Source organism: Sphingomonas sp. 8AM, assembly GCF_902506455.1.
Taxonomy (GTDB): domain Bacteria; phylum Pseudomonadota; class Alphaproteobacteria; order Sphingomonadales; family Sphingomonadaceae; genus Sphingomonas.
Genome location: NZ_LR733844.1, coordinates 2098874 through 2125240, shown reverse-complemented (window position 1 = coordinate 2125240; position 26367 = coordinate 2098874). Strand labels below are relative to the sequence as shown.

The window sequence follows — 26367 nt, the reverse complement described above, 5'->3', positions numbered from 1 at the left end:
CAACTGCAACCACCGAGGCATGGCAGAAGACGGACGCAGGTTGGGAGGGCGCGCTTTGGTCGCCGACGATCATCCGCTGACCCGCGAGGGGCTGGCGATGGCGGCCCGCGCAGCGCTCCCCGGCGTGGCGGTGGTAGCGGCGGGGTCGATCGGCGAGGCGCGCCAGCTTGCGGAACGCGCCCCGCTGCGGATGATCCTGCTTGATTTTCATCTGCCCGACGCGCGCGGTTTTTCGGGATTGCTGACCCTGCAGATGCACGCGCCGACGACGCCGATCGTCGTGGTGACCGCCAGCGAGGAGCCACGGCTGGTGGAGGCGGCGCGGGCGGTGGGCGCGGCGGGCTATCTGTTCAAAAGCCTGCCGCTCGACGAACTGGCCGAGCGGCTGCGGCGAGTCGATGACGGACAGCGCGTCTTTCCGCCAGCTTCGGCGGTCGGCGCGCCGGGGCTCGACGACCTGACGGCGCGGCTGATGCTGCTGTCCCATGCGCAAAAATCCGTGTTGCTCGCGCTGGCGGACGGCCATTCCAATAAGCGGATCGCGCTGGATCTCGGCGTCGCCGAGTCGACGATCAAGGCGCATCTGACCGCGATCTTCCGCAAGCTGGGGGTCAGCAATCGCGCGCAGGCGCTGCTCGCTGCGCGCCCGCTGATCGGTCGCGCAGACCAGTGAGCGCGGCGGCGCCGTCCGTCCGGCCGCCGCGATGGCGCTTCATTCTGGTCGGGACGCTGACGCCGCTGGTCCTCGCGGGGCTGATCGGCTGGACCGGGATCGAACATGCGCGCTCGCTGGCGGCGCAGGACGAGGCGGCGAGCTCGTTCCAGCGTGAGCGGTCGTTGCTGATGCTGCTGTCGGCGGTGAAGGATGCCGAGACCGCGCAGCGCGGGCTGCTGCTGACCGGCGACCGGGCGTTTCTGGCACCCTATGCCCCGGCGCGTGCGCAGGTCGAGCGGCTGCTGGCGGAGGCGGGCGCCGGCGGGCGGTCGCTACGGCCGGCGATCGACGCCAAGTTCGCCGAGCTGGACGAGACGATCGCGCTATTCGACCGCGGGGAGGCCGATGCCGTCCGGCGCGAGGTCGCGTCGGGACGCGGCAAGCGGATCATGGACGGGCTGCGCGACGCGGTCGCGCGCGCGGCGGTGGCGGAGCGCGCGCGCAGCGCAGAACGTTCGACGTCGTTCCGGCTCCACCGCGACGACAGCCATCGGCTGCTCGAGGTGATCGGGGCGCTGGTCAGCCTGATCCTGCTGGCGGTCATGCTCGCGTTGTGGCGCTCGCAGGCGGCGCGCGACGCCGCGGCGGCGCGCCACGCCGCGATCCTGGCGAGCACCACCGACACGCTGGTGATCGTCACCACGGGCGGGACGATCGAGACGATCAACGCGGCCGGACACACGCTGCTCGGCTATGATGCGGCGGAGCTGAAGGACCGCGACCTGACCACGATCCTGCCGCCGCGCGCGGGCGGCGCGGACTTGCGCGCGCAGATCGGCGCCGGCGCGGCGCGCGGGGTCTTTCCCGAGCAGCGCGCGCGGCGGCGCGACGGAAGCGAGGTGAGTGTCGACGTTGCGATCGGCGTGATGCACGGCGCCGACGGCGATCGGCTCGTGCTCTCGCTGCGCGATGCGTCGGAGCGGCTGCGCGCCGCGCGCGCCAAGGACGAGCTGATCTCGACCGTCAGCCACGAATTGCGGACGCCGCTCACCTCGGTGGTCGGATCGTTGGCGTTGCTGCGCGCCGGCACCGCCGGCGAATGGTCACCGCAGGCAGGCCGGCTGGTCGATATCGCCGACAATAACGCCCGCCGGCTGATCCGCCTGGTCAACGACATCCTCGACATCGACCGGATCGGGAGCGGGCAGCTGACGATCGCGCGCGCACCGCTCGACCTGCGCACGATCACCGCGCAGGCGGCGCTCGACGGGGAAGGCGAGGCGCGCCGCCGCGGCGTGACGCTGGTCGACGTCGCCGCGACCGCGCCGGTGCCGGTCGCGGGCGATGCCGGACGCTTGCTGCAGGTGGTCACGAATCTGGTTTCGAACGCGATCCACGCTTCGCCGGGCGGCGCAACCGTCACGCTGCGCACCGAGCAGGCGGCGGGACGTGCCCGCGTCAGCGTCGACGATGATGGATCGGGCGTGCCGGTGAACCTGCGCGCGCGGCTGTTCGATCGCTTCCAGTCGCAGCGCGCCGCCGGCGGGACGGGGCTGGGGCTGGCGATCGCGCGCGAGATCGTGCGGCGGCTGGACGGCACGATCTGGTTCGAGGATCGCATCGGCGGGGGCACGCGGTTCGCGTTCGACCTGCCGCTGCTGGCCGTCGCCGCCGACGCGGCCGAGGGGGCGCCGCTGATCCTGCACGTCGACGACGATCACGAGCTGTGCGAAGCGATGATCGTGGCGCTGGAGGACGTCGCCGCTACCGTCTGCGCCGTCGACCCGGACGAGGCCCGTGCCGTGCTGCGCGCGCGGGAACCGGCGTTGGTGTTGCTCAACCTGCACGTGGCCGATGGTCGGGGCGCCGCATTGCTTCCCGATCTGGTTGATCGAAACGGGCAGCCGGTTCCGCTCGTGCTGCTTTCCGACGTCGACGCGCCGCCGGAGGCCACGCGGCGCGCGACGGCGGTTCTGGTGAAGGGGCGTCACGATCTGGCGGCAGTGGTCGCGACGATACGGCGGTTGCTGCGCGACCGTGAGGAGCGGCGGTGACCGGGGCGATGCGGCTGCTGTTCGTCGATGACGACGCGGATATCCGCACGATCGTGACGCTGGCGCTGGGTCTCGATCCGATGATCGCACTGGTCGCGGTGGGCACGCCGGACGAGGCGATAGCGCTGGTTGCCTCGGCGCCATCGTTCGACGCGGCGCTGCTGGATGTGTCGATGCCCGCGATGGACGGACCGGCGTTGCGCGCGGCGCTGCGCGCGATCATGCCCGACCTCCCGGTGATCTTCATGACCGCGCACAGCCGCGCGCACGAGCTGGCGGCGTTGCGCGCAGTCGGGGCGGTCGGGGTGATCGTCAAGCCGTTCGATCCATTGACGCTCGGGGCGCAGATCCGCGACCTGCTGCACTGAGCGGCCTTACCGCGGCGCGGCGTTGCGGTCGAGCTTGAGGCGCAGCGTCACGAACGGACCGCGGCGGGTGTAGCGGTCCTGCGCAAGATCGCGGTCGCGGTACCCGCTGACGTTGTAGCCCGCGCTGATCCAGAAGTCGCGCGCTGGCGAAATGCCGATGTTCGGGCCGGCGCTGAACGCCAGCGTGCGGCTGGTGACGCCGTGCTGGACCGAGCCTTGCAACCCGAGGTCGACATGCGCGCCAAGGTCGCGGCGCACCTCTGCGCCGAGGATCTGCGTCAGCCCGGTGTAATCGTCACGGCCGAAGCTGCCGCGCACCCATTTGATACCGTGATAGAAGGTCAATTCGAGGCCGTGACCGTCGCCTTCCGCGCCGCTGCGGTAATTGACGGCGATGTTGTTGATCGCGCGGCGCGTCGCCTGGAACAGGTCGCCGCCCGCTGCGATGCCAAGCACATTGCCGGCAGTCGTGCCCGCACCGGCCCGATCGTTACGCCATTGCAATCGCTCGAGGATCGACCAGCGGCTGTCGATCGGCCGCCACGCCAGTGCGGCATCGGCGGCCAGCGACGCGGCGTCGCCGATGCCGTACCAGCGGACGCCGAGCGCCAGCGACCGGCCTTCGCCCAATGGTCGCAACAGGTTGGTGGTCAGGCCGAAGCGATTGCCCTGCGCGCTGGCGCGATATTCGCCGCGGCCGTTCCATGACCAGCGCAGCGCCCGATAGCTGGCGCCCATTGTAATCGCGGTATAATCGCCGCCGCCATTGTCCTGCACGGTGATGCCGGGGGCGAGCGCGCCAAACGCGGCGAGCGACGTGGCCGGATCGGCGTGGCCGCGGAGCGTGGTGCTGGCGTCGAGCGAGGCGTCGACGATCCAGCGCGCGCCGATCGGCAGCGACTGGCTGAGCCCATATTGCGCGAACAGCCGCGGCGCATCCTCGCTGCCTGACGCCTGTTGATTGAGCGTCGTCAACAGCTTGCCGCCAGTCCACGGCGCGACGTCGAACCCGAGACGCGCGGTCTGGGTGTCGTGACCGGCACCCTGCGCGACCTCGTAGCCGCCGATCAGCCGTACGCCGGGTGTCAGCCGATAGCCGGCGAGCAGCTGGTGGCGGGCGGGGAAGTCGAGGCTGTCGGTGGCGCCGCCGGGTGCGAATTGCGTCTGGCCGGTGAGCGTCAGCTTGCCGTCGAGGACCGACTGCGTCCCGCCCAGCGTCAGCAATTGCGAGGTCCGGTCGCGTCCGGTGACGCCGCGGTCGCGGGCGAGCTGGGTCCCCGCAAACAGCGTGCCACGGTCACGCCGATATTCGAGCCGTGTATCGAGCGCGGTGCGCGTTTCGGGGCCGTCGAGCTGTTGCTGGTGCCAACCGGTCGCGATCAGTGACACGCGCGGCGCGAGTTGCACGCGGCTGTCGACCCCGACCCGGCGCGCGCCGGACTCGACGACATTCTGCTGCGACACGCCGAAGTCGCGATCCTGCTGCCGGGCGTAGACCAGCACGTCGGCGCGCGGGCCGTGATGCTCGGCCTCGGCGAGCCAGGCGCGGCCGGCGTCGAGCCCGCCGCGTCCGCCGCTCGCCGCCTCGGCGCGCAGCTCGGTGGTGGCGGTCAGCCGCGCGCGCAGGTCGACCGCGAGCAGGTCGGCGGTGGCGGTGGTCTCGTCGTGCAGCACGGTCGCGCCGACCTCGACCTTGCCACCGGCCACCCTCACTGCGCCGCGCCCGCCCGCAACCTTCTTGCGGCCACGCCCGTAGGTTTCGTAGTCGACGACGATCACCACCGGGTTGAGGCTCGGGTCGCGGGTCAGCACCGGCTCACGGAAGCGGATCGTCCCCGCGCCGGTGTCGATGTCATAGTCGATGTGACGCGTCATCGGCGTGGTGGCGACGACCCGCTCGGGGCGGAAGCGGTCTCGGACCTCGATGCGCAATTTGTCACTGTTGGGGACGATGTCGCGCGCGGCGAGCCGGTACGGTCCCGACAGGCCGTTGCCGGGGATTTCATCGCGCGCATACCGCTCGTCGGTGTGCGCGGCGAAGGCGCTGAACAGCAGGCGGCGGCCGTCATATTCCGCCTTCACGCCGTTCAGCGTCCGGCTGTAGCGCCCGAGGCGGGTCGCGGTCAGCCCGGTCTCGTAGTCGCCGAACAAGGCGTAAACGTCGCGGCGCTCCAGCCGCAGGTACAATTTGCGGTCGGTCGGCGCGTCATAACCCTGGCGCGTACCGTCGCCATAGACGGTGTAGTAGCGGTCGGGGTCGATCGTGCCGAGCAGCCCGCGCGTGCGATCACGCTGGCGGTCGCTGTCATAGGCGAGCGTCGCCAGCCATGATCCCCGGATCCGCCCCTTGGCGTACAGTGCGAGCTGCCCGTCGCGGACCAATTGTCCCCGCGCGCGCGGCTCGCCGTGGCGAAGCAGCGTGTCGAAGCCGAGCGTGCCCGCGCCGAAGCCGACGACGGTCAGCCCGCGCGCCGGGGCGGCGAGCCAGCCGGTGATGTCGATCGTGCGGCGCGTGTCGCGGTCGACGAGGTCGATCTGCGCACGGACCTGACCGCTCTGCATCGTCGGTTCGAGCGCGACGAACGCATAGCCGTCGTCGCCGACCACCTGCGCGCTGTGCGTCGCGCCGTCAGCGATCTGGCGGCGCTCCTGCGCGATCGCGATCTCCTCCGCCACCGAGTACGGCGCAGCGACGCGGACGGTGAGCAAGGTGCCGGCGCGCACCGGCTTCCCTTGCGCATCGGTGGCGCGCAGCGCGAGCAACGGGCGGGTGAGGCCGTCGGCGACGAGCCGGCTCTTGTCGGCGACCGCGATCACCTGCACCGGCGCACCGGCATAATGGACGACCTGCGACAGCGTCGTGGCGACATTGCCATCGGCATCGAGCACGCGCGCGACCAGCCGATTGTCGCCGGCCACGACCGGCACGCCCGACCAGCGCGCGATCGCGATCGTGCCGGTCGGGTCGGCGTCGGTGCCGTCGAAGGCGAGCGGGTCAGTGGCGACGCCGTTGATGGTCAGCGCGACGCGCTGGCCGGGGCGATGCTTGATGACGACGCGGATCGCGGGCGCGCGCGGATTGTGGTCGGCGGTCGGGAAGAGAAAGGCGGTGCCGGGCGTCTCGCCGACGAACCAGTCGCGCCCCGCCCCTGACGCCGCGCCGTCGCTGCGCACCGGGACCGGCAGCGCGGCGTCGGCGGCGGCGGTGCGGCCGGTCGGGCGCAGCTGGAAGTCGACGCGCTTGAGCAGGCCGCCGTCGCTCTCGACGAAGCGCGAGGTGGCGCTGCCGGCCTGACGCGTGTCGGCGTCGCACGCGACCGGTTCGTGGCTGGCGGGCACCGAGGCGCGATCGAGCGCGACGACGTGCTGTCCGGCGCGCACGCCCTCGAAATGGTAGAGCCCGTCCTTGTCGGTGACGACGAACGTGCCGTCCTCGAGCAGCAAGCGGATGCCGCGCACGCCGCGCCGGCCCTGCGCCGGATCGCCGCACGCGCCCTCCGTCACGCGGCCGATGACGGTGAAGCCGTCGCTGAACAGCAAGGGGCGGACGCGGATCGCCGCCGCCGCCTCGTTGCCGGTCACGCCAGCGCCGCCGCTCGCCAGCACGCGGTTGACGGTCTCGCCCGACTTCGCGCCCATCGCGATCGTCACCGTATAGCGCAGTTCGGCGGTGGCGCGCGGCGCGATCTCGGGGATGACGAAGTCGAGCTTGTGCGCGTCGCTGCCGCGCACCGGTTCGGCCGCGCCGCGCGTCGAGCCGGGTTGGTAGCGCAGCGCGGCGGGCAGCAGATCGGTGACCGCGACATCGCGCGCGGGCATGTCGCCGCGGTTGGTGAGGGTGACGCGATACTGGACGATATCGCCGGGCGACGCTTCGCCTGTCGAGGCGGTCTTGGTCAGCAGCAGCAATGTCTCGCCGCTGCGATCGAGCGGGATGTCGGAATAGAAGGGCTCGGGCGAGTCGATCGTGAACGGCGCGCCGAACGAGGCATCATTGATGAGGTACGGCTTGCCGCCGGGGTCCCGCAACGTCGCGAGGTCGCCACGATCGCGGGTCGAGGGCGCCGAATATTTGCCCGGCGGCACGACGCGCAGGTGATAGGTGCCGGGCGCGACCAGCGGGAACCGGTAATTGCCGGTGGTGAAGGGATAGAGCCGCCCGCTGGCATCGCGCGCCGCGCTGCCGCTGATGACGGTGGCGGGGTAGGCGCTCATGCCGTCGTCGCCGTAGACGGTGGCGAGATTGCCGTTGGCGTCAAGCAGCGACACTTCCGCGCCGTCGATCAGCGCGCCGGTGGCGGAGTCGAAGAGGTAACCGGCTGGATCGACGAGCAGCATCGCTTCGCTGGCATCGCTGAATTCATTGCCCGCGAACGACATGCGCAGTTTTGGCGTGCGCGAACGTGTCGGGTCGCAGGCCGCCAGCTCGGGATTGTCGCCAGTTCGCGGCACCCCGCCGGCGAACACACCGGTGTTGGGGCCGGTTTCGAACAGCGGCAGCTTGTAGGTGCCGCGGTCGGTCGCGACATCGATATAGTCGGTTTCGCGTAGCGCCGGGTCGTGGTTTTCGGCCGGCGCGTCGAGGACGATGAACATCGGCTGGCGCGTGTCGATCGTGCGCAGCGGTGCGGCGCGGGCGAGGTCGGCGGCGTCGACCGGCGCGGGCGAAAAGCGCAGCTCCGGCACGGTGTCGCAGTGCATGCCGCTGAACCGATAGCCGATCGGCGGCAGGCGGAAGCTGAGCGATGTCGGGCGGCGGGTACGGTCGACGTCGAGCGTCACGGTGTTCGACGCGATCGTGGTGCGGATGTCGGCCGCGCCGAACGAGAGCTGCGCGGTGTTGGCGATGCGCGTCGTCTGTCCTGTGACCGGCAACGCGGCGAGCAGGCACAGCGCCGCGATCACCAGCGCATGGGCATAAGCCAGCAGTGATCGGACGCGGACGACGGGCATGAAGGGTCCCTGCCCGGCGCGCGGGGGTCGCCGGGGTGGTGTGTGGGCAAGGCATGTTGCTGGTGGTCGTCGCCCCGGACTTGACCCGGGGTCCCGCTTCGACCGCACCGATCGGAAAAAAGCGGGGACCCGGGTCAGGCCCGGGACGACGAGGCAAGCGCGCTAGTCGATCGTGACCTTGAACGACGCCGCGACGGAACCGCCGCCGCCGACACTGGCAAGGTTGACCGTCACCTTCTTGGCGATGCCGTCGAAGGCGGCGGTGTAGCCATCGGTCTCGGTGGCGTCGTTGTCGTCATCGTCCTCGACCGAGCCGTTGACGTTGCACGTCGCTCCCAGCCCGCCGGGGGTGCCGACCGAGATCGAGCCGGGCACATAGGTGGTGTGGCCAGGGATGACGTCGCCCAGCGAGACGCCGGTCGCGCTGGTGGTCAGCGTCGCGTTGCGCACCAGCAGGCAATATTCGACCGTCGCGCCGGGGATTGCCTTGGGATTGGCAGAGCCGAGGCCATCCGCCAGCACGCGCGCCGACTTGGTGACGCTGAGCGCGACGTTGTTCACCGCGACATGCCAGCCCGAATAGGCGCGTCCCTGACCGTTGCGCGCGGCATCGCCGAGCAGCGCGCCGTCGCTGTCGTCGTCCGCGAAGACGATGTCGACGACATTGTCCGCGCCGGCGAGGTTGAGGTCGGTGCCGACCAGCACCGCGCCCTGCGTGTTCGCCTGACCGCCGGCCGCGGCGACGACGTGCAGCGAGTTGTATGCATATTGCGCTCCCGCCTGGTTGGGGACGTTGCCGACGATGAACACCGTGGCGGAGGCGTCGGGCGCGAGTTCGTCGATATAGGTCTGCGTATCGACGCCCGCGTCGTAGCGGCCGTTGCCGTTCGAATCGACGAAGGCGCGCAGCGAGGTCACGTCGAAATTGTCGCTGCCGGGGAACAGCCCCAGTGACAGGTTCTGCTGATCGGGATCGAGCAGGAAGTCCTGCACGTCGTTGGTCAGGTTGGTGACGCGGAAGGTGGTCACGACATTCTGGTCGCCGAGGTTCACCACGGTCGGTCCGGTCTGCGCGGTGACGACGGTGAAGTTCACCTTCTTGTCGACGACGAACGACGCGGTGGTCGACTGGATCGACTGGTTGGTGCCGTTGACCGAATAGGTCACCGACGCGGTGTTATCGATCCGCGTGCCGGCGGTGGTGAGCTGCGCCGCGGGAGTCTGCGCCTGCGCCGCACCGCCGCCGAGCGCGGCGGCCGCGACCCCGGCGAGCAGGAGGGCGATGGTCCTCTTCACGAACATGGGAGCGTCTTTCTTTCAGCGAGAAACGGGAGGGGGATCATTTCAGCACCGCCTGGAAGGCGAACGTGCCCGACGCGCCGGGCGCGAGCGGGCGCGCGAGCCGCCAGCGGACGTGCGTGACGGCATCGGGCTCGACCGCGCCGAGCTGCGCGAGCGTGCCGTAGCGACGTCCATCGACCGACAATTCGGGTGCGGGGCTGTTCGGGGCGGGCGCGCGATAGGCCACGCCGCTTGGGACCGGATTGTCGAAAACGAGATCCGCGAGCGGCTGCGCGCCCGTGTTGCGATAGGCGAGCGTGAAGACGACGCGGTCGCCGGGCACGACGCGGTGTGCCGGCACCAGCGCGATCCTGGTCGTGCCGTCGGCGGCGCGCTGCCGGGCCTCGACCATTACCTTCGACGCGACCTGCAGCGGCCCGGCGGCCAGCGCGGGCGAGGCGGCGGCGAGGGCGGCGAGCAGCAGCAGCGGGCGGATCGTCATAAGCATGTTCCTCACAGGATGATGGCGTTGAAGCGGATCTGGCGGATCGCCCCGGCGGACATGTCGCCGAGCGCGATGCGGACGGTGGTGCCGTCCAGCCGGCCGGTGTCGGCGAGCGGCTGGTCGTCGAGCGTGATGCTGCCCGGCACGAAGCGCATCCCGTCGGGGACGGCATCGCTGACCTCGGCGGCGGCGCAGTCGCGCGCGAAGCGGGCGGTGAGCGTGTAGGTGACCACCGCGCCGGCGATCGCGCGCGTGCCGCCGCCAGGCGCGGCGACCGATTGCGCCTTGTCGAGGCGGGCGGCGGGGCTGGGAAGAGCGACGAGGCGCGTCGTCGCGCTTGCCTGCCCGCCGGTTGCGCCGACGGTGGCGGCGGCAGGCGTGTCGGCGGTGGCGGTGACGGTGATCGCCGCACCGGGTACGAGGACACCGGCGGCGAGCACGAAGATGCGCTGCTGTGCGCCCGCCGCGAGCGTGACGGTGGTCGTGACGCGGTCGATCGCGGGATCGTAGCGGCCGTCGTCATCGCTGTCGGCGGCGATCGTCGCCACCGTGATGCCGTCGCGGTCGGCGGCGGCGCGCAGACGGTAGCTGGTGGTCGCGTTACCGGGGTTGGTGACGGTGAAGGCGAGCGGCTGCGGCGCGGTCGCGACCGGCGCGGTCGGACGCTCGGCGGTGATCGCGGCCTCGACCAGTGCGTCGACCGCGATCGTGACGGTGTTGCTGTCGAGCGTGACCGGTGGCGCAGTACCGGCGGTAAACGTCAGGCGGGCAGTGTTCGTGATCGTGGTGCCAGCCGGCGTGGCGGCGGCGGCGTGCGCGACGGTCAACGCCGCCACGACCGTCATCCACCACCCTGTTCCACGTCGCGTCATCGAAGTCCTCGCCTGCCCCTTGTGGGCGCGAGGGCTGTTCAGCGGCAGAAGTGGTTAAGCAGATGATAGCCAAGCATCTGAACCATAAGCGGGTTCGACCTAAGTCTTACGCCGCGGCGGCAATCGGGGGGTGCCGCGACCGTCCGGCGACGGCCGCGGCGCCACGCGTCAGAAGTCGAAGCGGACCGTTGCCGACACGGTGCGGCCGTTGAGCGGACGCGCGCGCAGGATCCCCGAGGCCGGAATTGCGGCCTCGTCGAACGTGGTGATCGCCAGCGTGTCGAACAGGTTGTTCGCGTTGACGCCCACCATCAGCCGTTCCGCGACCCGCAGCTGCGCAAAGGCGTTGGTAGTGACGAAGCCCGGCGTCTTCAGGATGTTGGTGTCCTGAGAATAGCTGCCGGACGTGCCGATGAACACCGCGCCGATGCTGAAGCGATCGGTGCTGAGCTGCGGCGTCGCCTGGAAGATCAGCTTTGCCTGATGGCGCGGCGTGTTGCCAACCACCGCCGGGTTGACCGCGTCGCGGGTGATCTCGGCATCGGTATAGGTCGCCCCCGCCGTGAGCGCGAATGGCCCGCGACGCACGCCGCCCTCGAACTCCAGACCGGTGGCGCGATACTCACGCTGGATGATCTGGCTGGTGACGACGTCGACGTTGGTGTCCTGCGCCTTCGCCCAGAAACCGGTCAGGTTGAGCGTCAGTCCGGCCCGACGGTATTTCACGCCGACCTCGGCCTGTTTGACCGGATCGAACGCTGCGCTTTTCGTGGTCAGGCTGCCGTCGGCCGTGTTGACGATCGGGCTGAACAGGATGCGATCGGCATTGGCGCGGGCGCCGCGGCTGTAGCGCGCGAACACCGCCAGCGGCTCGGCAATGCGGAAGTTGATGCCGCTCGAGTAGGACAGGTAATGGTAGCTGTAGTCGAGCGGGGCGGGGGTGGTCAGCGGGGTGACGCCGACGCGTGTTTCCGGCGAGGAGATCACGCCATTGCCATCGATGTCGCGCGTGACGGTGCCGACGCGCCCGCCGCCGAGATCCGAGCCGAACAGCTGCCCGCGGGCGGTGCCGAAGTCGTAGCGGACGCTGGCGCCGATCGCGACGCGGCCGATGTGGTAATTGGCCGAAGCGAAGGGCGCGTTGACCGCATAGTCGAGATCGACGCTGCGGCGGCGCGTGCCGCCCGCCAGCGCGAGATTATAGGCATAGACGCCGTTCTGGGTCAGCGTGCGGCCGCCCGCCGTGGTCACGTCGACCAGCGCGGCGCGACCGTCGCCGCGCACGTCGGAGATCATCGTCGACCAGAGCGCGTCGCGCGCGATCGACTGGCGCGCGGCGTAGAAACCGGCGGTGGTGGTCAGGTCCCCGTCGCCTACCGACCAGACGCGGCTGGCGCGAAGGTCGTTGGTGACATTGTCCATCGACTTGATGCGCAGGTCGAGGATGTTGAGCGCGGCGAGCAGGCCGTTGCCGTTGAGGCTGGCGGGATCGGCGATCGCCTGACCGGCGAGCGGCCCGTTGGCATAGGTCAGCCGCGCACCCGCGCCGCCGAGCAGCGCCGCACCCTGCGTGGCGGGCAGATAGGCCGAGGTGAACGGCGTGACGAACGAACCCGACACGTCCGAGAAGCGGAACCGCTCGGTGACGGCCCAGCCCGCCACGTCGATCTGGCTTTCGAGCCCGACCGACTTCACCCTGGTGGTGACGCCCTCGGCGAGATCGTGGACGACCGGATTGTTGTCGCCGTCGAGCACGAGGTTGCTGCGGATGTAGCGCGACAGCAGCATGTCGCGGTTGGCGTCGAAACTGGCGATCTCGCGGACCTTCGGCGACGCATTGTCGCCGGTCGCCTGCACAGGAACGGTGTCGTAGAAGGGCGAGCGATCGTCGAGATACTTGCCGTACAGGCGAATATAGCCGCCCATGAAGGTTTTGGTGACGTTGAGCTTCACCTGCCCGCCGCGCTGCGCATCATAGCCGGTGCGGCGCGGGCCTCCGCCCTGCCGGAAGAAGCCGCCGACGTGGAAGCGCGCGGTGTCGCCCAGCTTGCCGCCGATGTCGAAATCGGCGCGATACTGGTCATAGTCGAGCCCGCCTGTCAGCGCGATCGCGCCGCCCTCGGTCTCGCCGGTTTTCGAGATGAAGTTGATGAGCCCGCCGGGTGAATTGGACGCGAAGGTAGAGGCCGAGCCGCCGCGAATCACCTCGACCTGCGACAGGTTGAGGTCGGCGCGGATCAGGCTGTCGGGGCCGAGGCCCTGGATGTCGCCGAATTCGAGCACCGGCAGGCCGTCTTCCTGCAACTGGACGAACTTGATTCCCGATGAGGCGAGCGGCAGCCCGCGGATCGAGACGCTGGCGAGCCCCTCGCCGGTCGCGGCCTCGGAACGGATGCCGGGAATGTCACGCAGCAGGTCGCCGATCGAGCGCGGCGCGAGCTTTGCGAGATCGGCTTCCCTGAGGTTGCTGGTCGACGTGGCGCTGTCCAGCCGGTCGCGGCCCCTGGCGACGCCGGTGGTCACGGTGTCGTCGTTCGCCTTGGCGACGGCGGTGTCGACGGGCGCGTCGGTAACAGTGGCGGTCGACAGCGATGTCGACGCCATGGCAGCAGCAATAAAGAACGATGTCACTAAAAAACCCCGAGCAATTCAAACGATTAGGTTCGGGCTCGCTAGTTGATAGCGGTTAAGGAAAAGGTGAGCATGGCTGGAAAACCGGTCGGCGGGCGCGCGTGACCTCACGAAGAGTGCGAAAGGGGCGCCCCGGCCGGGACGCCCCTCCAGTGCAGGCCGCGCTTGGGAGCAGCCTGCGCTGTCCGCGAAGGCTAGATGCCGTTCTTCAGGTTGGTGTCGGCGTCGTGCGTGCGCATGTCGTCGGCCTTCTTATCGCCGAGATCACGCACCGCGTCCGCCTTGTTCTCGAGCCGGTCTTCGGCGGCGTCGTTGCTGACGTTGTCCGCAGCGTCTTCAAGATTGTCCGCGACTGCCTCGGCATTCGCCTCGATGTTGTCGGCGGCCTGCTCGCGCGGGCTCGAATTGCAGGCGCCGAGCGAGGCCACACCAGCCAGCAACGCGATCGCAAAAACCTTCTTCATGAAAATCCCCTTCGTTGGAGGTGACACCTCAACCGCGTACAAGCGTGATGGGGGCTGTATTGTTCCAGATGGCGAACGCTGCACCGCCGGCATGATGCCGGCGACCGCTGATCGCCACCGGTCAGCCGGCGCGATCCGCGGTGAGCCGCAGCAACCGCCCGCCGTCGCCGTCCTCAAGCAGCCACAGCGCGCCGTCCGGTCCGGTCCTCACCGCGCGGATGCGGGCGCCCATGTCCCAGCGCTCGGCCTCGCGCGGTACGTTGCCGTCGAAAGCGATACGGAGCAGCGCGGTCGAGGCGAGCCCGCCGATGAAGGCTGAACCCCGCCACTGCGGGAACATGCTGCCATCATAGAAGGTCAACCCGGCGGGCGCGATGATCGGGTCCCAATAGAGAGCGGGCTGCTCGAACGTGGTATTGCCCTTGTGCGACGGGATCGGCGTGTCGTCGTAATTCTTGCCGTACGACACCAGCGGCCAGCCGTAGTTGCGGCCGGGCTCGATCAGGTTCAGCTCGTCGCCGCCCTGCGGTCCCATCTCGGTTTCCCACAGCTGTCCCTTCGCATCGAAGGCGAGGCCGTAGGGATTGCGGTGCCCGCTGCTCCACGTTTCGGCGGGGGTCAGGTTCGGGCCGGGCATCGTCGCCTTGCGGACCGGTGCCTTGGCGGCCGCACCGGTGTTCTCGGGCGGGTCGATGATGCCGATCGTCGTCGATCCGGTCTTGCCTGCACCCGGATTGCCCGGGGCCGGCTTGCCGTCGAGCGTGAGCCGCAGGATCTTGCCGAGCGCCTGATCGGGGTCCTGTGCGGGGGTGAAGCGCTGCCGCTCGCCCGAGGTCAGGAACAGGTAGCGCCCGTCCGGCGAGAAGGCGATATAGCCGCCAAACTGCCCGCCCTTGCCGCGCGGCAGCTGACGCCAGATGACCTCGATGTTCTTGAGGGCGGGCTGCGCGCCGCTGGCATCGAGCGTAGCGCGCGCAAGCGCGAGGCCGTCGCCGCCCTCGCCAGGCTCGGCATAGGTGAGATAGACCTGAGCGTTCTGCGCATAGGTCGGCGAGACCGCGACGAACAGCAATCCGCCCTGACCCTCGAAATGGACGGTCGGGACGCCGCTGACCTGCTGCTTCTGCCCGGTGGCAGTGACCAGCCACAAATGGCCGGGCTTCTCGGTGACCAGCATCCGCCGGTCGGGAAGGAAGGCAAGCGCCCAGGGCGAGTCGAACGTGGCGACCGGGGTGGCCTTGAACGGCTTGACCTTGGCGACGGTGGCGCTGCCGTAATTGACCGGCGCGGCGGTCAATTACGGCAGCGCCACCGTCGCCAAGGTCAAGCCGNACATGAACGCTGCGGCCGTCATCCCGTCCAAGCGCAACCGCAAGGTCGCCATCCCGCATGATGCAGGCATCTACAGGCATCGCAACCAGATCGAACGATGCTTCGGCCGCCTCAAACACTTCCGCCGCTTCGCCACACGTTATGATCGCCGCACCGTCCACTTCACCGGCTTCGTACATCTCGCCGCCGCCATGATCTGGCTACGCTGAATGTCGATCCGACCTAGAGGCTGCGGATCGTCGTGGCGTGCTGCGCCGACCTTGCCTATAGCGTCGCCCATGTCGTTTCTTTCCTGCGTCCCGTCCCGCCTGCTCCTCGTCGCGCTGCTGCCGGTGCTTGCCGTTCCGCTGCCCGCTACTGCCGCACCCATCCGTCGGCAAAAGGCGCCGTCATCCGCACCCGCGCCCGTGAAGGCGGACAACAGCATCATCCCCTTGCCGCTGAACCCGGTGCTGCCTGCCGGGCAGCGCCAGTGCGCGACGGTTGCGCCTTCGGGTCTGGGATCGACGGTGTTGCGCGCCGGCACCGGTGCAAGGCCGGCGACGGGCGACGTCGCGCTGGTCAACTACATCGGCTATCTCGCGGCGACCGGCGCGGTGTTCGATCAGGGCATGCGATCTCCCCTGCCCGTCGATGGCGTCATCCCGGGCTTTTCGCAGGGCTTGCAGACGATGTCGCGGACCGGCATCGCGCGTTTCTGCATCCCCGCGGCCCTGGGCTATGGTGCACGCGCGTCGGGACCGATCCCCGCCAATGCCGATCTGGTATTCCAGGTCGAGTTGCTCGACTTCAAGACGGCGGCCGAAGTGGAGAGCATGAACCGCGCGCAGGGTGCCGATCCCGCCGCGCAGGATGCGCCCGCCAAGCCCTGACTGCGCGCGCACGTACATACAAAGCATCGCCGATGCTCATCGAGATTGACGATCCCGACGATCCCCGGATCGAACACTATCGCGACGTCCGCGAACGCGATCTGGTCGGGCGCGCCGGTCTGTTCGTCGCCGAGGGCAAGGTCGTGGTCGAAAAGCTCATCGGCAGTCCGCTGCATCGCCCACTGTCGCTGCTGATCGCCTCGAAGCGCGTCGACGGGCTTCACGCGCTGCTCGCGTGCGTGCCCGCGGACGTGCCGGTGTTCGTCGCCGCACAGAACGTGCTCGATGCTATCGCCGGCTTCGCGATGCATCGCGGCATCCTGGCGATCGGTCGCCGGGTCGAGGCACCAGACGCCGACGCGCTGCTTTCCGGCTTGCACGACGCTGCGGATGTGCTGGTGCTCTCCGGGATCGCAAACCACGACAATATGGGCGGCATCTTCCGCAATGCCGCCGCCTTCGGGGTCGCGGCGGTGTTACTCGATAGCGACTGCTGCGATCCGCTTTATCGCAAGGCGATCCGCGTTTCGGTGGGTGCCACGCTACTCGTCCCGACGGTTCGGTTGGGCCGCGAGGACGATCTGCTGGCCCTTCTTGATCGTCATGCCTTTGCCGCGGTCTCGCTCAGTCCCGCGGGTACGACGTTGCTAGCGCACTGGCTTCCGGCGCGCCGCAACGCCATGCTGCTCGGCGCCGAAGGGCCCGGCCTCTCGCGCGCGCTCATCGAACGGACGCAGAGCCTGCGCATCGCCATGGCCGGCGACTTCGACTCACTGAATGTCGCGACCACGTCGGGCATCGTGTTGCACCATATCGCAATGCAGAAGTCGGGGCCCCAAGGTATGCCGACACCGTCATCATCGCACTGAAAGCCCAGCTTTCTTCACGCATTGAGATCGGCGGCGCATCAGTGCGCGCCTCGGATACGCTAGGGCAAAGAAGCGGAACACCGCGCGCCAAACACTCGCGCGCGCCGATCTCGGAACAGTGCCGCAACAATCAAAGCCACGGCCGATCGACGAGCATCAGTTCGCGGCGTCCATAGACCTCGACCCACCGCTCCTCTCCAGAGCCAATCGCCGGCTCGCTTGTTTGCGAAGTTGGCGCAAATCGCCATCGCGCAAAACGCGGGCGCAGCTTTCACAAACGATTGCAGAAACTTCTTTGCAATCGTTTGTGAAAAAGCTACATACCCGTCATCGCCCATAGAGGCTGCCGCTCAGGAGAGGTTTTCCATGTCGCCGCGCTTTCGCCTGCTCGTTTCCGTCCCCGCGTTGCTGATCGCCGGTGCTGCCCATGCTCAATCGACATCGCTCCAGGCGGTCGATCCGGCGGCGCCGTCCGCCGTCGCCCCCGAAGCCGCCGCTCCCGAGGACATCGTCGTCACCGGCGTCGCACAGGGGCGCAACCGGCTTGATACGTCGGTGTCGGTCAGCTCGCTCGATGCCGATCTGACCACCAAGATCCCGCCGCGCAACACCGCCGAGATTTTGCGCAACCTGCCCGGCGTCCGCGTCGAGGCATCGGGCGGCGAGGGCAATGCCAACATCTCGGTGCGCGGCCTCCCCGTTGCGTCGGGCGGGTCGAAGTTCCTGCAATTGCAGGAAGACGGGCTGCCGGTCCTCGAGTTCGGCGACATCATCTTCGGCAATGCCGACATCTTCATCCGCAACGATCTGTCGCTGGCGCGGATTGAGTCGGTGCGCGGCGGATCGGCGTCGACGTTCGCCAGCAATTCGCCGGGCGGCATCATCAACTTCATTTCGAAGACCGGCGAGCAGGACGGGGGCTCGTTCCAGCTCTCCTCGGGCATCGACTATCGCGAATATAGGGCCGACTTTGCGTATGGCGGACACATCGATGCCAAGACCCGCTACGAATTGAGCGGTTTTTACCGGCTCGGTGACGGTCCGCGCGACGTCGGCTATGACGCGATGCGCGGCGGGCAGATCAAGGCCAATATCACGCGCGAATTCGACCGCGGCTACGTCCGGGTCTACGGCAAATATCTCGACGATCGCAGCATCGCCTACCTGCCCAACCCGGTGCGCGTGACCGGCAGCGACGGCGACCCGACGTACCAGAACATCCCGGGCTTCTCGATCAACGAGGACACGCTGCACAGCCGCTACATCGGCTCGGTGCAAACGCTGGACGGCAACAACAATCCGGTCCGCCGCAACATCGGCGACGGGATGCACCCGGTCGTCAAGTCGGTCGGGTTCGAGGGCCAGTATGAGATCGCCGACGGCTGGAACGTCACCGAGCGGTTCCGCTATTCGGACATCAGCGGCGACTTCGTCTCGCCCTTCCCCGCCGCGGTTGGGGATGCGCAGACCACCGCCAACGGCTTCGCCGGCGCGGGCGCGAAGCTCTATTACGCCAGCGGCCCGCTGTCGGGGCAGCGGATCGCGAACCCGGGCACGGTCAGCGGCAACGGCCTGCTCGCCAGCGTCGTGCTGTTCGACGTCGACCTGAAGAGCCTGAACAACATCACCAACGACCTGCGGCTGAACGGCAAGGTCGAGCTTGGCGGCGGCGCGCTGTCGATCGCGGCGGGCATCTACAATTCGCGGCAGGACGTGAAGACCGACTGGCTGTGGACGTCGTTCTTCCAGACCGTGCAGGGGGACGGTCGCTCGGTGCTGGTCGACATCCGCAACGCCGCGGGCGTGTCGCAGACCGCCGGGGGCACGCTCTATTCGGCGTCGTTCTTCGGCAATTGCTGCCGCCGCAGCTACGACATGCGCTATACCACCAATGCGCCGTTCGCGCAGCTCGGCTTCGAGGTCGGGCGGCTGAACATCGACGGCAGCCTGCGCTACGATTTCGGCTCGGCCAAGGGCAGCATCGCGGGCGACCTGCCCGGTGCGGTGACGACACGCGCGCAGGACATCAACGGCGACGGCGTCATCTCGGTCGCGGAGCAGACGGTCGGATTCATCCCGAACAACCGCACCGGCATCGACTATGACTATAGCTATCTGTCCTATTCGGCGGGCGTGAACTACCGGCTGAGCGATACGCTGGCCGCCTTCGCGCGCTACAGCCGCGGCGGGCGCGTCAATGCCGACCGTTTGCTGTTCGGGCCGACGATCGACACCACGACCGGCGGGCTGGTCGACGGCTCCAAGCCGTACGACTTCGTCAAGCAGGCCGAGGGCGGGCTGAAATTCTCCAGCGGCGCGGTCGCCTTCTACGCGACGGTGTTCAACGCCAAGACGCAGGAAACCAACTATCTGCTGTCGCAGCAGCAGTTCACCAGCCGCCGTTACGATGCGACCGGCGTCGAGCTGGAAGGCCGCTTCCGCCGCGGGCCGTTCTCGCTGACCGCCGCGAGCACCTATACCGATGCGAAGATCACCAGCGACGCGACCGATGCGACGCTGAACGGCAACCGGCCGCAGCGGCAGGCGGCGTTCGTCTATCAGGCGACCCCGCAGCTCGATTTCGGGCGCGTCAGCTTCGGCGCGAACGTGATCGGCACGACCTCCAGCTATACGCAGCCGGTGAACCAGCTGAAGATGCCCGCCTATACGCAGGTCAACGGCTTCGTGCTGGTGCGCGCGGCGGACAACATCAGCTTCAACCTGAACGCCAACAACATCTTCAACGTGAAGGGCATCACCGAGGCTGAGGATGCCGCGATCCCGTCGAACCAGCTGGTGCGCGCGCGCTCGATCAACGGGCGGACGATCGCCGCCTCGGTGCGGTTCGACTTCTGACCGGCGCGGGGGTCCGCCGCCGGCGCCCCGGACCTGATCCGAGCGCCCGCTTCTTCTTGCCCACCAGCAGGAAGAAGCGCGGCTTCGGATCAGTGTTTGATAGCTGAGCCTCAGCTGGTGCCGAAACTGCGGACCAGTGAGCCCGCCACCATCGCCCAGCCGTCGACCAGCACGAAGAAGATGATCTTCAACGGCAGTGAAATCGTCGTCGGCGGCAACATCATCATGCCCATCGCCATCAGCACCGCCGCGACCGCGAGGTCGATGACGAGAAAAGGCAGCAGCAGCAGAAAGCCGATCTCGAACGAACGGCGCAACTCCGAGATCATGAACGCCGGCATGATCGTCGTGATCGGCAGCTCGGCACGCGATGTCGGCGGCTTGTGCGACAGGGTGACGAACAGGTGCAGGTCGTCGCGGCGGACATGGTTGAGCATGAAGGTCTTGAAGGGCTGCGCGGTGCGCTCCATCGCGTGCGCCTCGGTGATCGTGCCGTTGTTATAGGGCGTGACGCCATCCCGCCACGCGGCCTCGAACGTCGGCGCCATGACGAAGAACGACAGGAACAGTGCAAGGCTGATGAGGACCGGGTTCGGTGGCACGCCCGGCGCGCCAAGCCCCGACCGCAGCATCGACAAAGCGACGACGATCCGCGTGAACGACGTCACCGTCATCAGGATACCCGGCGCCAGACTGAGCACCGTCAACGTCAGCAGGATCTGCAACGCGCGTCCGGAGATCGAGCCCTGGGCGAGCCCGGTCGCAGCCCCTTGCGCCTGATCGGCGGCCTGCCCGAGCGTCTGCGCGAGCGCCGGCACCGGCAGCGCCACGAGCAAGGCGGCGCCGAGCGCCCACAGCATGCGCTTACGCATCGTTCGCCTCCATCGGCAGATCATCGACGCGGCGGGTCCGGTGCAGCGTCACGACACCTTCCGGCGCGACCAGCACCGCATGTTCGCGATCGTCGCAGCGGATCAGCATCACCGCCCGGCGACCGTCCAGTGCGAGCCGCTCGACCAGCACCAGCCGCCGCTCGCCGCTGCGCGCGGCGAATAATTGCGTCGGTAGATGAATGTCGTACCGGCGGACGATCCACAGCGCCCCGCCGAGCAGGCCGAGCACCAGACTGAGCGCACCGATCGCGCGCAACACCGAGAATATGTCCACCCGTCAGGCGCTCTTCGGGAGGATTTCGATGATCTCCAGCGACATCCGCTCGTCCTCCACCAGCACGCGACCGCGGGCGACAAGCTCGTCGTCGACATAGACGAGGGTCGGATCATCCTGATTGCAGTCCAGCGGGATCACGGCACCACGGCTGAGCTTCAGCACCTGATGCACGGGCAATTGCGTGGAGCCGAGAACGACGGACAGTTCGACGGGTATGCCTTCTAGCACGGACATGCAGCACTCCTTCGGTAACTTTATAGGAAAGCAAATCGGCTCTCCCCGACCCGCCGTGTGAAATTCACGCCTATAAATGGGCAGGAGGCGGCCACGCTTGGTCGGTCGCCGGTCACACGAGGACGACATGGATCTTCACGCGTCGGTCGACGTCTCGGCCTCCGGGCTTCACGCGCAGGCGCTGCGGATGCGCGTCATTGCCGAAAATCTCGCCAACGCCGACAGTGTCGCGCGCACTGCCGGCGGCGACCCCTATCGCCGCAAGGTGGCAACGTTCCGCTCGCACCTCGATCGCACGATCGGCGCGACCAAGGTGCAGGTCGCGTCGATCACCACCGACAAGTCCGAGTTCGGCAAGGTCTACCAGCCCGGCAATCCCGCCGCAGACGGCGCGGGCTACGTCCAGACCCCCAACGTCAACGGGCTGATCGAAATGGCCGACATGCGCGCAGCGCAGCGATCCTATCAGGCCAATCTCAACGCCATCGAGGCGGCGCGCGCGATGACGTCGCGCACGCTCGATCTCATCAAGTAAGCAGGAGAACTCTCATCATGTCGATTGGTGCACTTGACGCGATCAACGCCTATGGCCGCACACTCACCTCGCTGCCCGGCGTCGATCACTTGGGTCCGGCCGAGGAAACGGTCGCCCCCGTCGCGACATCGGCAACCGCGCCGGGCACGTTCGTCGCAGGAAGCTTCGGCAACATCGTCCAGACGATGGTCGGCGACACCGCCGCCACGCTGCGGACCGCCGAAGCCGAGAGCGCCAAGCAGGTGACGGGCAAAGGCGACCTGATCGACGTCGTCACCGCGGTCGGCGCCGCCGGGTCCGCGCTGAACACGATCGTCGCGGTGCGCGACCGGATGGTGAATGCCTATTCCGAGATCATGCGAATGCAGATCTGAGCGGCATGGACGCGTTCCACGCCGCCGAAATGGGCCGGGCCGCGATGCTGCTGGTGCTGACCCTGGCGGGACCGATGCTGCTCGCCGCGCTGATCGTCGGCGTCGCGGTCAGCCTGTTTCAGGCGCTGACGCAATTGCAGGAGACGACGATCACCTTCGTTCCCAAATTGCTGGTCATCGGCGGGGTTCTGCTCGCCAGTCTGCCGATGATCGGCAAGGCGATGGCGGCGTTCATGGCCCGTGTCGCCGACATGATCATCACCGGCGGCTGAGCGAGGCATGGCCGACCTGCCGCTTCATGTCACGGTGCTGCTGATCCTGTTCGCGCGGGTCGGCGCGATCGTCATGGCGCTGCCGATCTTCTCGGAGGAGGGCATCCCGGTCCAGATCCGGTTGATGATGGCGCTGGGGCTGACGCTCGGGCTGTCGGGACTGCTCGGCGCACGGGTCGTGGCGCCCGCCGCCGACGGCGCACTGATCGCCACCACGCTGTCCGAATTCGTTACCGGCGCGGCGATCGGGCTGATCGTGCGGATGGTGTTCAGCGCCGCCGCCACGGCGGGATCGCTGATCAGCATGCAGGTCGGTCTCTCGTCGGTGCTGGTACCGGACGCTTTGCTCGGCGGACAGACGCCGCTGCTCGGGCGCTTCCTGACCGTCGCCAGCCTCGTGGTGTGCATGGCGATGGGCGTTCATCATCTGTGGATCGGCGCGATCATCCATTCCTACGACCAGTTTCCGGTCGGCGGCACCGTCCCGACGGCTGACCTCGCGCGGGTCGCGGTGCTCGCCGCCGCGCGCGCGCTCGAACTGGCGCTCACCATGGCCGCGCCGTTGATCGTGTATGCGCTGGTATTCAACAGCGCGCTCGGGCTCGCCGCGCGGCTGACGCCGAGCCTCCAGATCTTCTTCGTCGCGCAACCGCTCAACATAGGCATGGTGGTTACCCTGCTTTGCGTCTTCGGCGGGTTTCTGATCGCCGGTGGCAATCTGTCGGTTATCGGGGAAGCGCTTCCGCATGAAATCCTGACGATCGTGGGCGCGGCGATCGGTGCCTTTATCCTGGGCAATTCGGTCCCGGTGGTGAAGCGCGCGCTGGCGGGCGTCGCCCATATCTTCCGCGGGCCGCGCTGGAACGAAGGGGATTATCGCGACCTGCTCGCGCTGCTCTTCGCGCTGCTGACCACCTTTCGCAACGGCGGCGGCATGGCGATCGAAAAGCATATCGACGCGCCCGAACAGAGCCCCTTGTTCGCGCCCTATCCGCGGCTGTGCGCCGATACGGCGCTGATCCACTTCATCTGCGACTATCTGCGGATGATGACGGTCAATCTCGAGGATCCGTATCAGATCGCCGAGGCGATGGAGAACGATATCGAGCGCCACCACGCCGAGGTGATGGTGCCCCAGCATGCGATCCAGCTGATGGCCGACGGCCTGCCCGCGCTCGGCATCGTTGCGGCGGTGCTCGGGGTGATCAACACGATGGGCTCGATCGACCAGCCGACGCAGATCCTCGGCGCGATGATCGGCAGCGCCCTGGTCGGCACCTTCCTCGGTGTGCTGCTCGCTTATGGCTTCGTCGGGCCGATCGCTTCCAAGCTCCAGCAGACGCTCGATGCCGAGCAAAAGCCCTATACGCTCGTGAAGACCGCGATCGTCGCCTATGCGCAGCGGATGCCGGTGCAGGTCGCGGTCGAACTGGCCCGGCGCATGACGCCGTCCGGCTACGCACCCAGCTTCGGCGAGCTCGAACAGGCGCTCGACGTCGCGCGCGACGAGCTGGTCGCGACACAGGCCAAGGCCGCCTGACGACCTCATCCTTTTACTCTTTCGGAGACATGTTCATGCCCGCGGCTTCAGCGATCAGGGTGATGGTGGTTGACGACCAGGCCAGTATGCGCGCCATGGTTCGCCACGCCCTGCAGGATCTCGGTTTTCGCGACATCCGCGACAAGGCCGAGGCGGCCGAGGCGCTGGAGGCGATCCGCGCCGACCGCGTTCATCTGATCCTTTCCGACTATAACATGCCCGGGATGACCGGGCTCGAGTTCCTCAAGGCCGTGCGCGCCGATCCGGTGTTGGGCAAAACCGCTTTCATCATGCTGACCGGCTCCGCCGATCGCGGCGTGGTGCAGGAAGCCGCGGCGGCGGGCGTCAACAATTATGTCGTCAAACCCTTTGCGCCCGCGGCGCTCAAGGAAAAGATCGAGCGGGTGTTCGGCGAACTGAGCTGAGCGCGCCGCCAGGCGCCGAGCGGCGCCGTGATGATCGTCCGAATTTGAGAGCGAACCCTGATGCCCAACACTCTTGATGCCGTCGACGCCATCGTTCGACCGCGTCGTGCCCGTAACAAGCGGCACCAACCGGTGCATCACGGCGGCGCGTGGAAGGTCGCCTATGCGGACTTCGTCACGGCAATGATGGCGTTCTTCATGCTGTTATGGCTGCTGTCGAATGCCAACAAGAGCCAGCTGAAAGGCCTCGCCGAGTATTTCGCGCCGACGATCAACACGATTGCGCCATCATCGGCGCAGGGCGCGGTCGGCTTGCAGGAGGGGCAGTCCGGGCGCGGGCAACAGAACCAGACCGACGCGCGCGAACCGGTCGGCCCGCCGTCGGCGTCCGACGGCCTCGAAGGGCCGGCGCGCGGCGGCACCGCCGACATCCCGGACGCCGCGCTGCGCGTCTTCGCGGACGAGATGCTGGTCGCGCTGCAAGCCACCCCCCAACTCGCCCGCAACATCCGGATGCGCCCCGAGCGGACTGGCCTGCGCATCAATCTGGTCGACACCGCCAACCACCCGATGTTCCGCGGACCGACCGCCGAGTTGAACGATTATGCGCGCACGCTGCTGACGCGCGTGGCAAGGCAACTGGCGCGCTCGAACGCGCAGATCGCGATCGAAGGGCATACCGACGCGCTGGGCGGCGACAGCGATGCCAATTGGCGGCTGTCGGGCGAGCGCGCGCTTGCGGCGCGCGGCGCGATGGTCGCGGCGGGGATGCCGGCGTCGCGCTTCAGCGAAGTGGTGGCGAAGGCCGGGACCGAGCCGATCTACCCCGCGCAGCCGGCCCGGCCGGAAAACCGCCGCATCACGATCGTCGCGCTGGCCGAGCCGTCGGTGCTGCCGCGCGACACGAGCTTCAAATTCTGACCCGCACCCGGAGTGACCCGATGACCGACACCTACCGGATGCTTGCGCTGCTCCCGGCCGAGCTGGCGCTTGGCGCTGCGGGTGCCTTCAGCGCGCAGGCGTGGTCGGCGCAGCGCGACGCCGCGGCGCAACAGGAAACGACGTTCGTTTCTGCGAGCACGATCCCGATTCCGCTCGTCTTCGCCGACGGGCGGCTGGCCGGCTATGTCGACGTCAGCAGCCAGGTCGAGGTGACCAGAGCCGCCGAGACCGACGTACGCAAGCGGATGCCGTTGTTGCTCGACGCGGTGAACATGCGCGCGTTCCAGACTCCGCTCGCTCGTACCCCCGACGGCCAGATCCCGCGCCTCGATGCGGTGCGCCGGATGATGCAGCAGGCCGCCATCGGCGTCTTCGGTCGCGCGGCGATCAAAAGGGTCGTGATCATCCGGGTGTCTCCGGCGTGATCCCGGTACCGGATCGCAGCACCATCGCGCAGGTGCTCGCGTTTCCGCGCGTTTCTCCCGGCCGCACGATCTGGCTGGAACGGCACCGGACCGTGTTGCTGATCGGTCATCTCACGGGGCCGCACGCCGACGGGCCGTGCCGGATCCGCAAGGTATCCCGTTACGGCATGATGCTGGAATGCGCGATGGCGCTGTCCTCCAGCGACTGGTTGCGCGTCGACCTGCGCAACGGTCAGTCGGTGTCGGGGCGCATCCGCTGGCGTGTGCGCCAACGCGTCGGGCTGGCGCTGAACTACCCGCTCGACGACGTCGAGCAATGGCTCGCCACGGTGACGCACGACGGCCGCGACGGTGACGGCTTCCGCCCCCGCGCGCCGCGGTTCGGCTGCTCGTGCCCCGCCGACCTGTTCGTCGGCGATCAACGGATCGACGCCGCGCTCCACAATGTCTCGCAAGGCGGTGCGGGACTCAGCACCACGATCGACCTGCCGCCCGGCACCGCGGTGCGACTGTCGCTGCCGGGACTTTCCGCCCCGCTCGCGGCGCACATCTGCTGGTGTCGTGATCACGACCTGGGCGTGGCCTTCAACACGCCGCTCGGCTTCGACACGCTCGCCGCGTGGCTCGACGACCCCGCGCTGCGCTACGCACGGGCCTGAGCGCCTGCGGCGCCGCTAAAACGCGATGAGCGCCGCGGCAGCATTCGTCCGCCTGCCCAGGCACCCTCCTTGCCCGGTC

25 protein-coding genes are annotated in these 26367 nt (G+C 68.4%); 15 read left to right on the top strand and 10 right to left on the bottom strand.

What is annotated here, in order from left to right; all coding sequences use genetic code 11:
• Positions 1-19 precede the first annotated feature (19 nt).
• Genes BACI71_RS09950 through BACI71_RS09940 form a run of 3 tightly spaced genes read left to right on the top strand, consistent with a single transcriptional unit; the run spans position 20 to position 3077 of the window.
• Complete coding sequence (locus BACI71_RS09950; protein ID WP_159758217.1) at positions 20-673, top strand: response regulator; 654 nt, start codon at positions 20-22, stop codon at positions 671-673.
• A complete protein-coding gene (locus BACI71_RS09945) occupies positions 670-2709 on the top strand; it encodes an ATP-binding protein (protein WP_159758216.1) in 2040 nt (679 codons plus the stop codon). Before BACI71_RS09950 ends, BACI71_RS09945 begins: the two co-directional genes overlap by 4 nt.
• Complete coding sequence (locus BACI71_RS09940) at positions 2706-3077, top strand: response regulator (protein ID WP_159758215.1); 372 nt, start codon at positions 2706-2708, stop codon at positions 3075-3077. Before BACI71_RS09945 ends, BACI71_RS09940 begins: the two co-directional genes overlap by 4 nt.
• Positions 3078-3083: 6 nt before the next feature.
• Here BACI71_RS09940 and BACI71_RS09935 read toward each other — a convergent pair whose 3' ends face one another.
• The 7 genes from BACI71_RS09935 to BACI71_RS09905 form a co-directional block, all read right to left on the bottom strand.
• Positions 3084-8030 carry a DUF11 domain-containing protein gene (locus BACI71_RS09935; protein WP_159758214.1) on the bottom strand — a complete coding sequence of 1649 codons (4947 nt, stop codon included), beginning with the start codon at positions 8028-8030 and terminating at the stop codon, positions 3084-3086.
• A 162-nt stretch (positions 8031-8192) separates the two neighbouring features.
• A complete protein-coding gene (locus BACI71_RS09930; protein ID WP_159758213.1) occupies positions 8193-9332 on the bottom strand; it encodes a hypothetical protein in 1140 nt (379 codons plus the stop codon).
• Between the two features lie 37 nt (positions 9333-9369).
• The gene (locus BACI71_RS09925; RefSeq protein ID WP_159758212.1) at positions 9370-9813 is read right to left on the bottom strand and encodes a DUF11 domain-containing protein; all 444 of its coding nucleotides are present in this window, start codon (positions 9811-9813) and stop codon (positions 9370-9372) included.
• Positions 9814-9824: 11 nt separating this feature from the next.
• Entirely contained in the window at positions 9825-10661 is an 837-nt protein-coding gene (locus BACI71_RS09920) for a hypothetical protein (protein ID WP_159758211.1), read from the bottom strand.
• A 195-nt stretch (positions 10662-10856) separates the two neighbouring features.
• Positions 10857-13292 carry a TonB-dependent receptor domain-containing protein gene (locus BACI71_RS09915; protein WP_159758210.1) on the bottom strand — a complete coding sequence of 812 codons (2436 nt, stop codon included), beginning with the start codon at positions 13290-13292 and terminating at the stop codon, positions 10857-10859.
• Between the two features lie 221 nt (positions 13293-13513).
• Entirely contained in the window at positions 13514-13783 is a 270-nt protein-coding gene (locus tag BACI71_RS09910; protein WP_159758209.1) for a hypothetical protein, read from the bottom strand.
• A 121-nt stretch (positions 13784-13904) separates the two neighbouring features.
• Entirely contained in the window at positions 13905-15080 is a 1176-nt protein-coding gene (locus BACI71_RS09905; protein ID WP_159758208.1) for a PQQ-dependent sugar dehydrogenase, read from the bottom strand.
• Positions 15081-15117: 37 nt separating this feature from the next.
• Between BACI71_RS09905 and BACI71_RS18145 the strand changes: the two genes are divergently transcribed.
• From BACI71_RS18145 to BACI71_RS09885, 4 genes are all read left to right on the top strand, one after another.
• On the top strand, positions 15118-15324 hold the full coding sequence (locus tag BACI71_RS18145; protein WP_159757575.1) for a transposase: 207 nt from the start codon (positions 15118-15120) through the stop codon (positions 15322-15324).
• 69 nt (positions 15325-15393) lie between these two features.
• The gene (locus BACI71_RS09895) at positions 15394-15987 is read left to right on the top strand and encodes an FKBP-type peptidyl-prolyl cis-trans isomerase (RefSeq protein WP_159758204.1); all 594 of its coding nucleotides are present in this window, start codon (positions 15394-15396) and stop codon (positions 15985-15987) included.
• A gap of 32 nt (positions 15988-16019) precedes the next feature.
• On the top strand, positions 16020-16856 hold the full coding sequence (locus BACI71_RS09890) for a TrmH family RNA methyltransferase (RefSeq protein WP_159758202.1): 837 nt from the start codon (positions 16020-16022) through the stop codon (positions 16854-16856).
• A gap of 366 nt (positions 16857-17222) precedes the next feature.
• Positions 17223-19712, top strand: a complete 2490-nt coding sequence (locus BACI71_RS09885; protein WP_159758200.1) for a TonB-dependent receptor domain-containing protein — start codon at positions 17223-17225, stop codon at positions 19710-19712.
• 110 nt (positions 19713-19822) lie between these two features.
• Here BACI71_RS09885 and fliP read toward each other — a convergent pair whose 3' ends face one another.
• The 3 genes from fliP to BACI71_RS09870 are packed head-to-tail and all read right to left on the bottom strand — an operon-like array spanning position 19823 to position 21116.
• On the bottom strand, positions 19823-20584 hold the full coding sequence (gene fliP / locus BACI71_RS09880) for a flagellar type III secretion system pore protein FliP (protein ID WP_159758198.1): 762 nt from the start codon (positions 20582-20584) through the stop codon (positions 19823-19825).
• A complete protein-coding gene (locus BACI71_RS09875; protein ID WP_159758196.1) occupies positions 20577-20879 on the bottom strand; it encodes a flagellar biosynthetic protein FliO in 303 nt (100 codons plus the stop codon). Before BACI71_RS09875 ends, fliP begins: the two co-directional genes overlap by 8 nt.
• Positions 20880-20882: 3 nt before the next feature.
• Positions 20883-21116 carry a FliM/FliN family flagellar motor switch protein gene (locus tag BACI71_RS09870; RefSeq protein WP_159758194.1) on the bottom strand — a complete coding sequence of 78 codons (234 nt, stop codon included), beginning with the start codon at positions 21114-21116 and terminating at the stop codon, positions 20883-20885.
• Between the two features lie 127 nt (positions 21117-21243).
• On the opposite strand from BACI71_RS09870, the gene flgC reads away from it, so the two are divergent.
• Genes flgC through BACI71_RS09830 form a run of 8 tightly spaced genes read left to right on the top strand, consistent with a single transcriptional unit; the run spans position 21244 to position 26288 of the window.
• Positions 21244-21651, top strand: a complete 408-nt coding sequence (flgC, locus tag BACI71_RS09865) for a flagellar basal body rod protein FlgC (RefSeq protein ID WP_159758192.1) — start codon at positions 21244-21246, stop codon at positions 21649-21651.
• A gap of 17 nt (positions 21652-21668) precedes the next feature.
• Positions 21669-22025, top strand: a complete 357-nt coding sequence (locus tag BACI71_RS09860; protein WP_159758190.1) for a flagellar hook-basal body complex protein FliE — start codon at positions 21669-21671, stop codon at positions 22023-22025.
• A 5-nt stretch (positions 22026-22030) separates the two neighbouring features.
• Positions 22031-22297 carry a flagellar biosynthetic protein FliQ gene (locus BACI71_RS09855; RefSeq protein ID WP_159758188.1) on the top strand — a complete coding sequence of 89 codons (267 nt, stop codon included), beginning with the start codon at positions 22031-22033 and terminating at the stop codon, positions 22295-22297.
• Between the two features lie 7 nt (positions 22298-22304).
• The gene (gene motA, locus BACI71_RS18070; protein WP_159758186.1) at positions 22305-23837 is read left to right on the top strand and encodes a flagellar motor stator protein MotA; all 1533 of its coding nucleotides are present in this window, start codon (positions 22305-22307) and stop codon (positions 23835-23837) included.
• A 35-nt stretch (positions 23838-23872) separates the two neighbouring features.
• Complete coding sequence (locus BACI71_RS09845; RefSeq protein ID WP_201297346.1) at positions 23873-24262, top strand: response regulator; 390 nt, start codon at positions 23873-23875, stop codon at positions 24260-24262.
• Positions 24263-24322: 60 nt separating this feature from the next.
• Positions 24323-25183 (top strand): flagellar motor protein MotB, encoded by an 861-nt coding sequence (locus BACI71_RS09840; RefSeq protein WP_159758182.1) that lies wholly within the window; start codon positions 24323-24325, stop codon positions 25181-25183.
• A gap of 20 nt (positions 25184-25203) precedes the next feature.
• Positions 25204-25629 carry a hypothetical protein gene (locus BACI71_RS09835; protein ID WP_159758180.1) on the top strand — a complete coding sequence of 142 codons (426 nt, stop codon included), beginning with the start codon at positions 25204-25206 and terminating at the stop codon, positions 25627-25629.
• The gene (locus BACI71_RS09830; protein ID WP_159758178.1) at positions 25626-26288 is read left to right on the top strand and encodes a PilZ domain-containing protein; all 663 of its coding nucleotides are present in this window, start codon (positions 25626-25628) and stop codon (positions 26286-26288) included. The genes BACI71_RS09835 and BACI71_RS09830 overlap by 4 nt, the downstream gene beginning before the upstream one ends.
• Positions 26289-26367 lie beyond the last annotated feature (79 nt).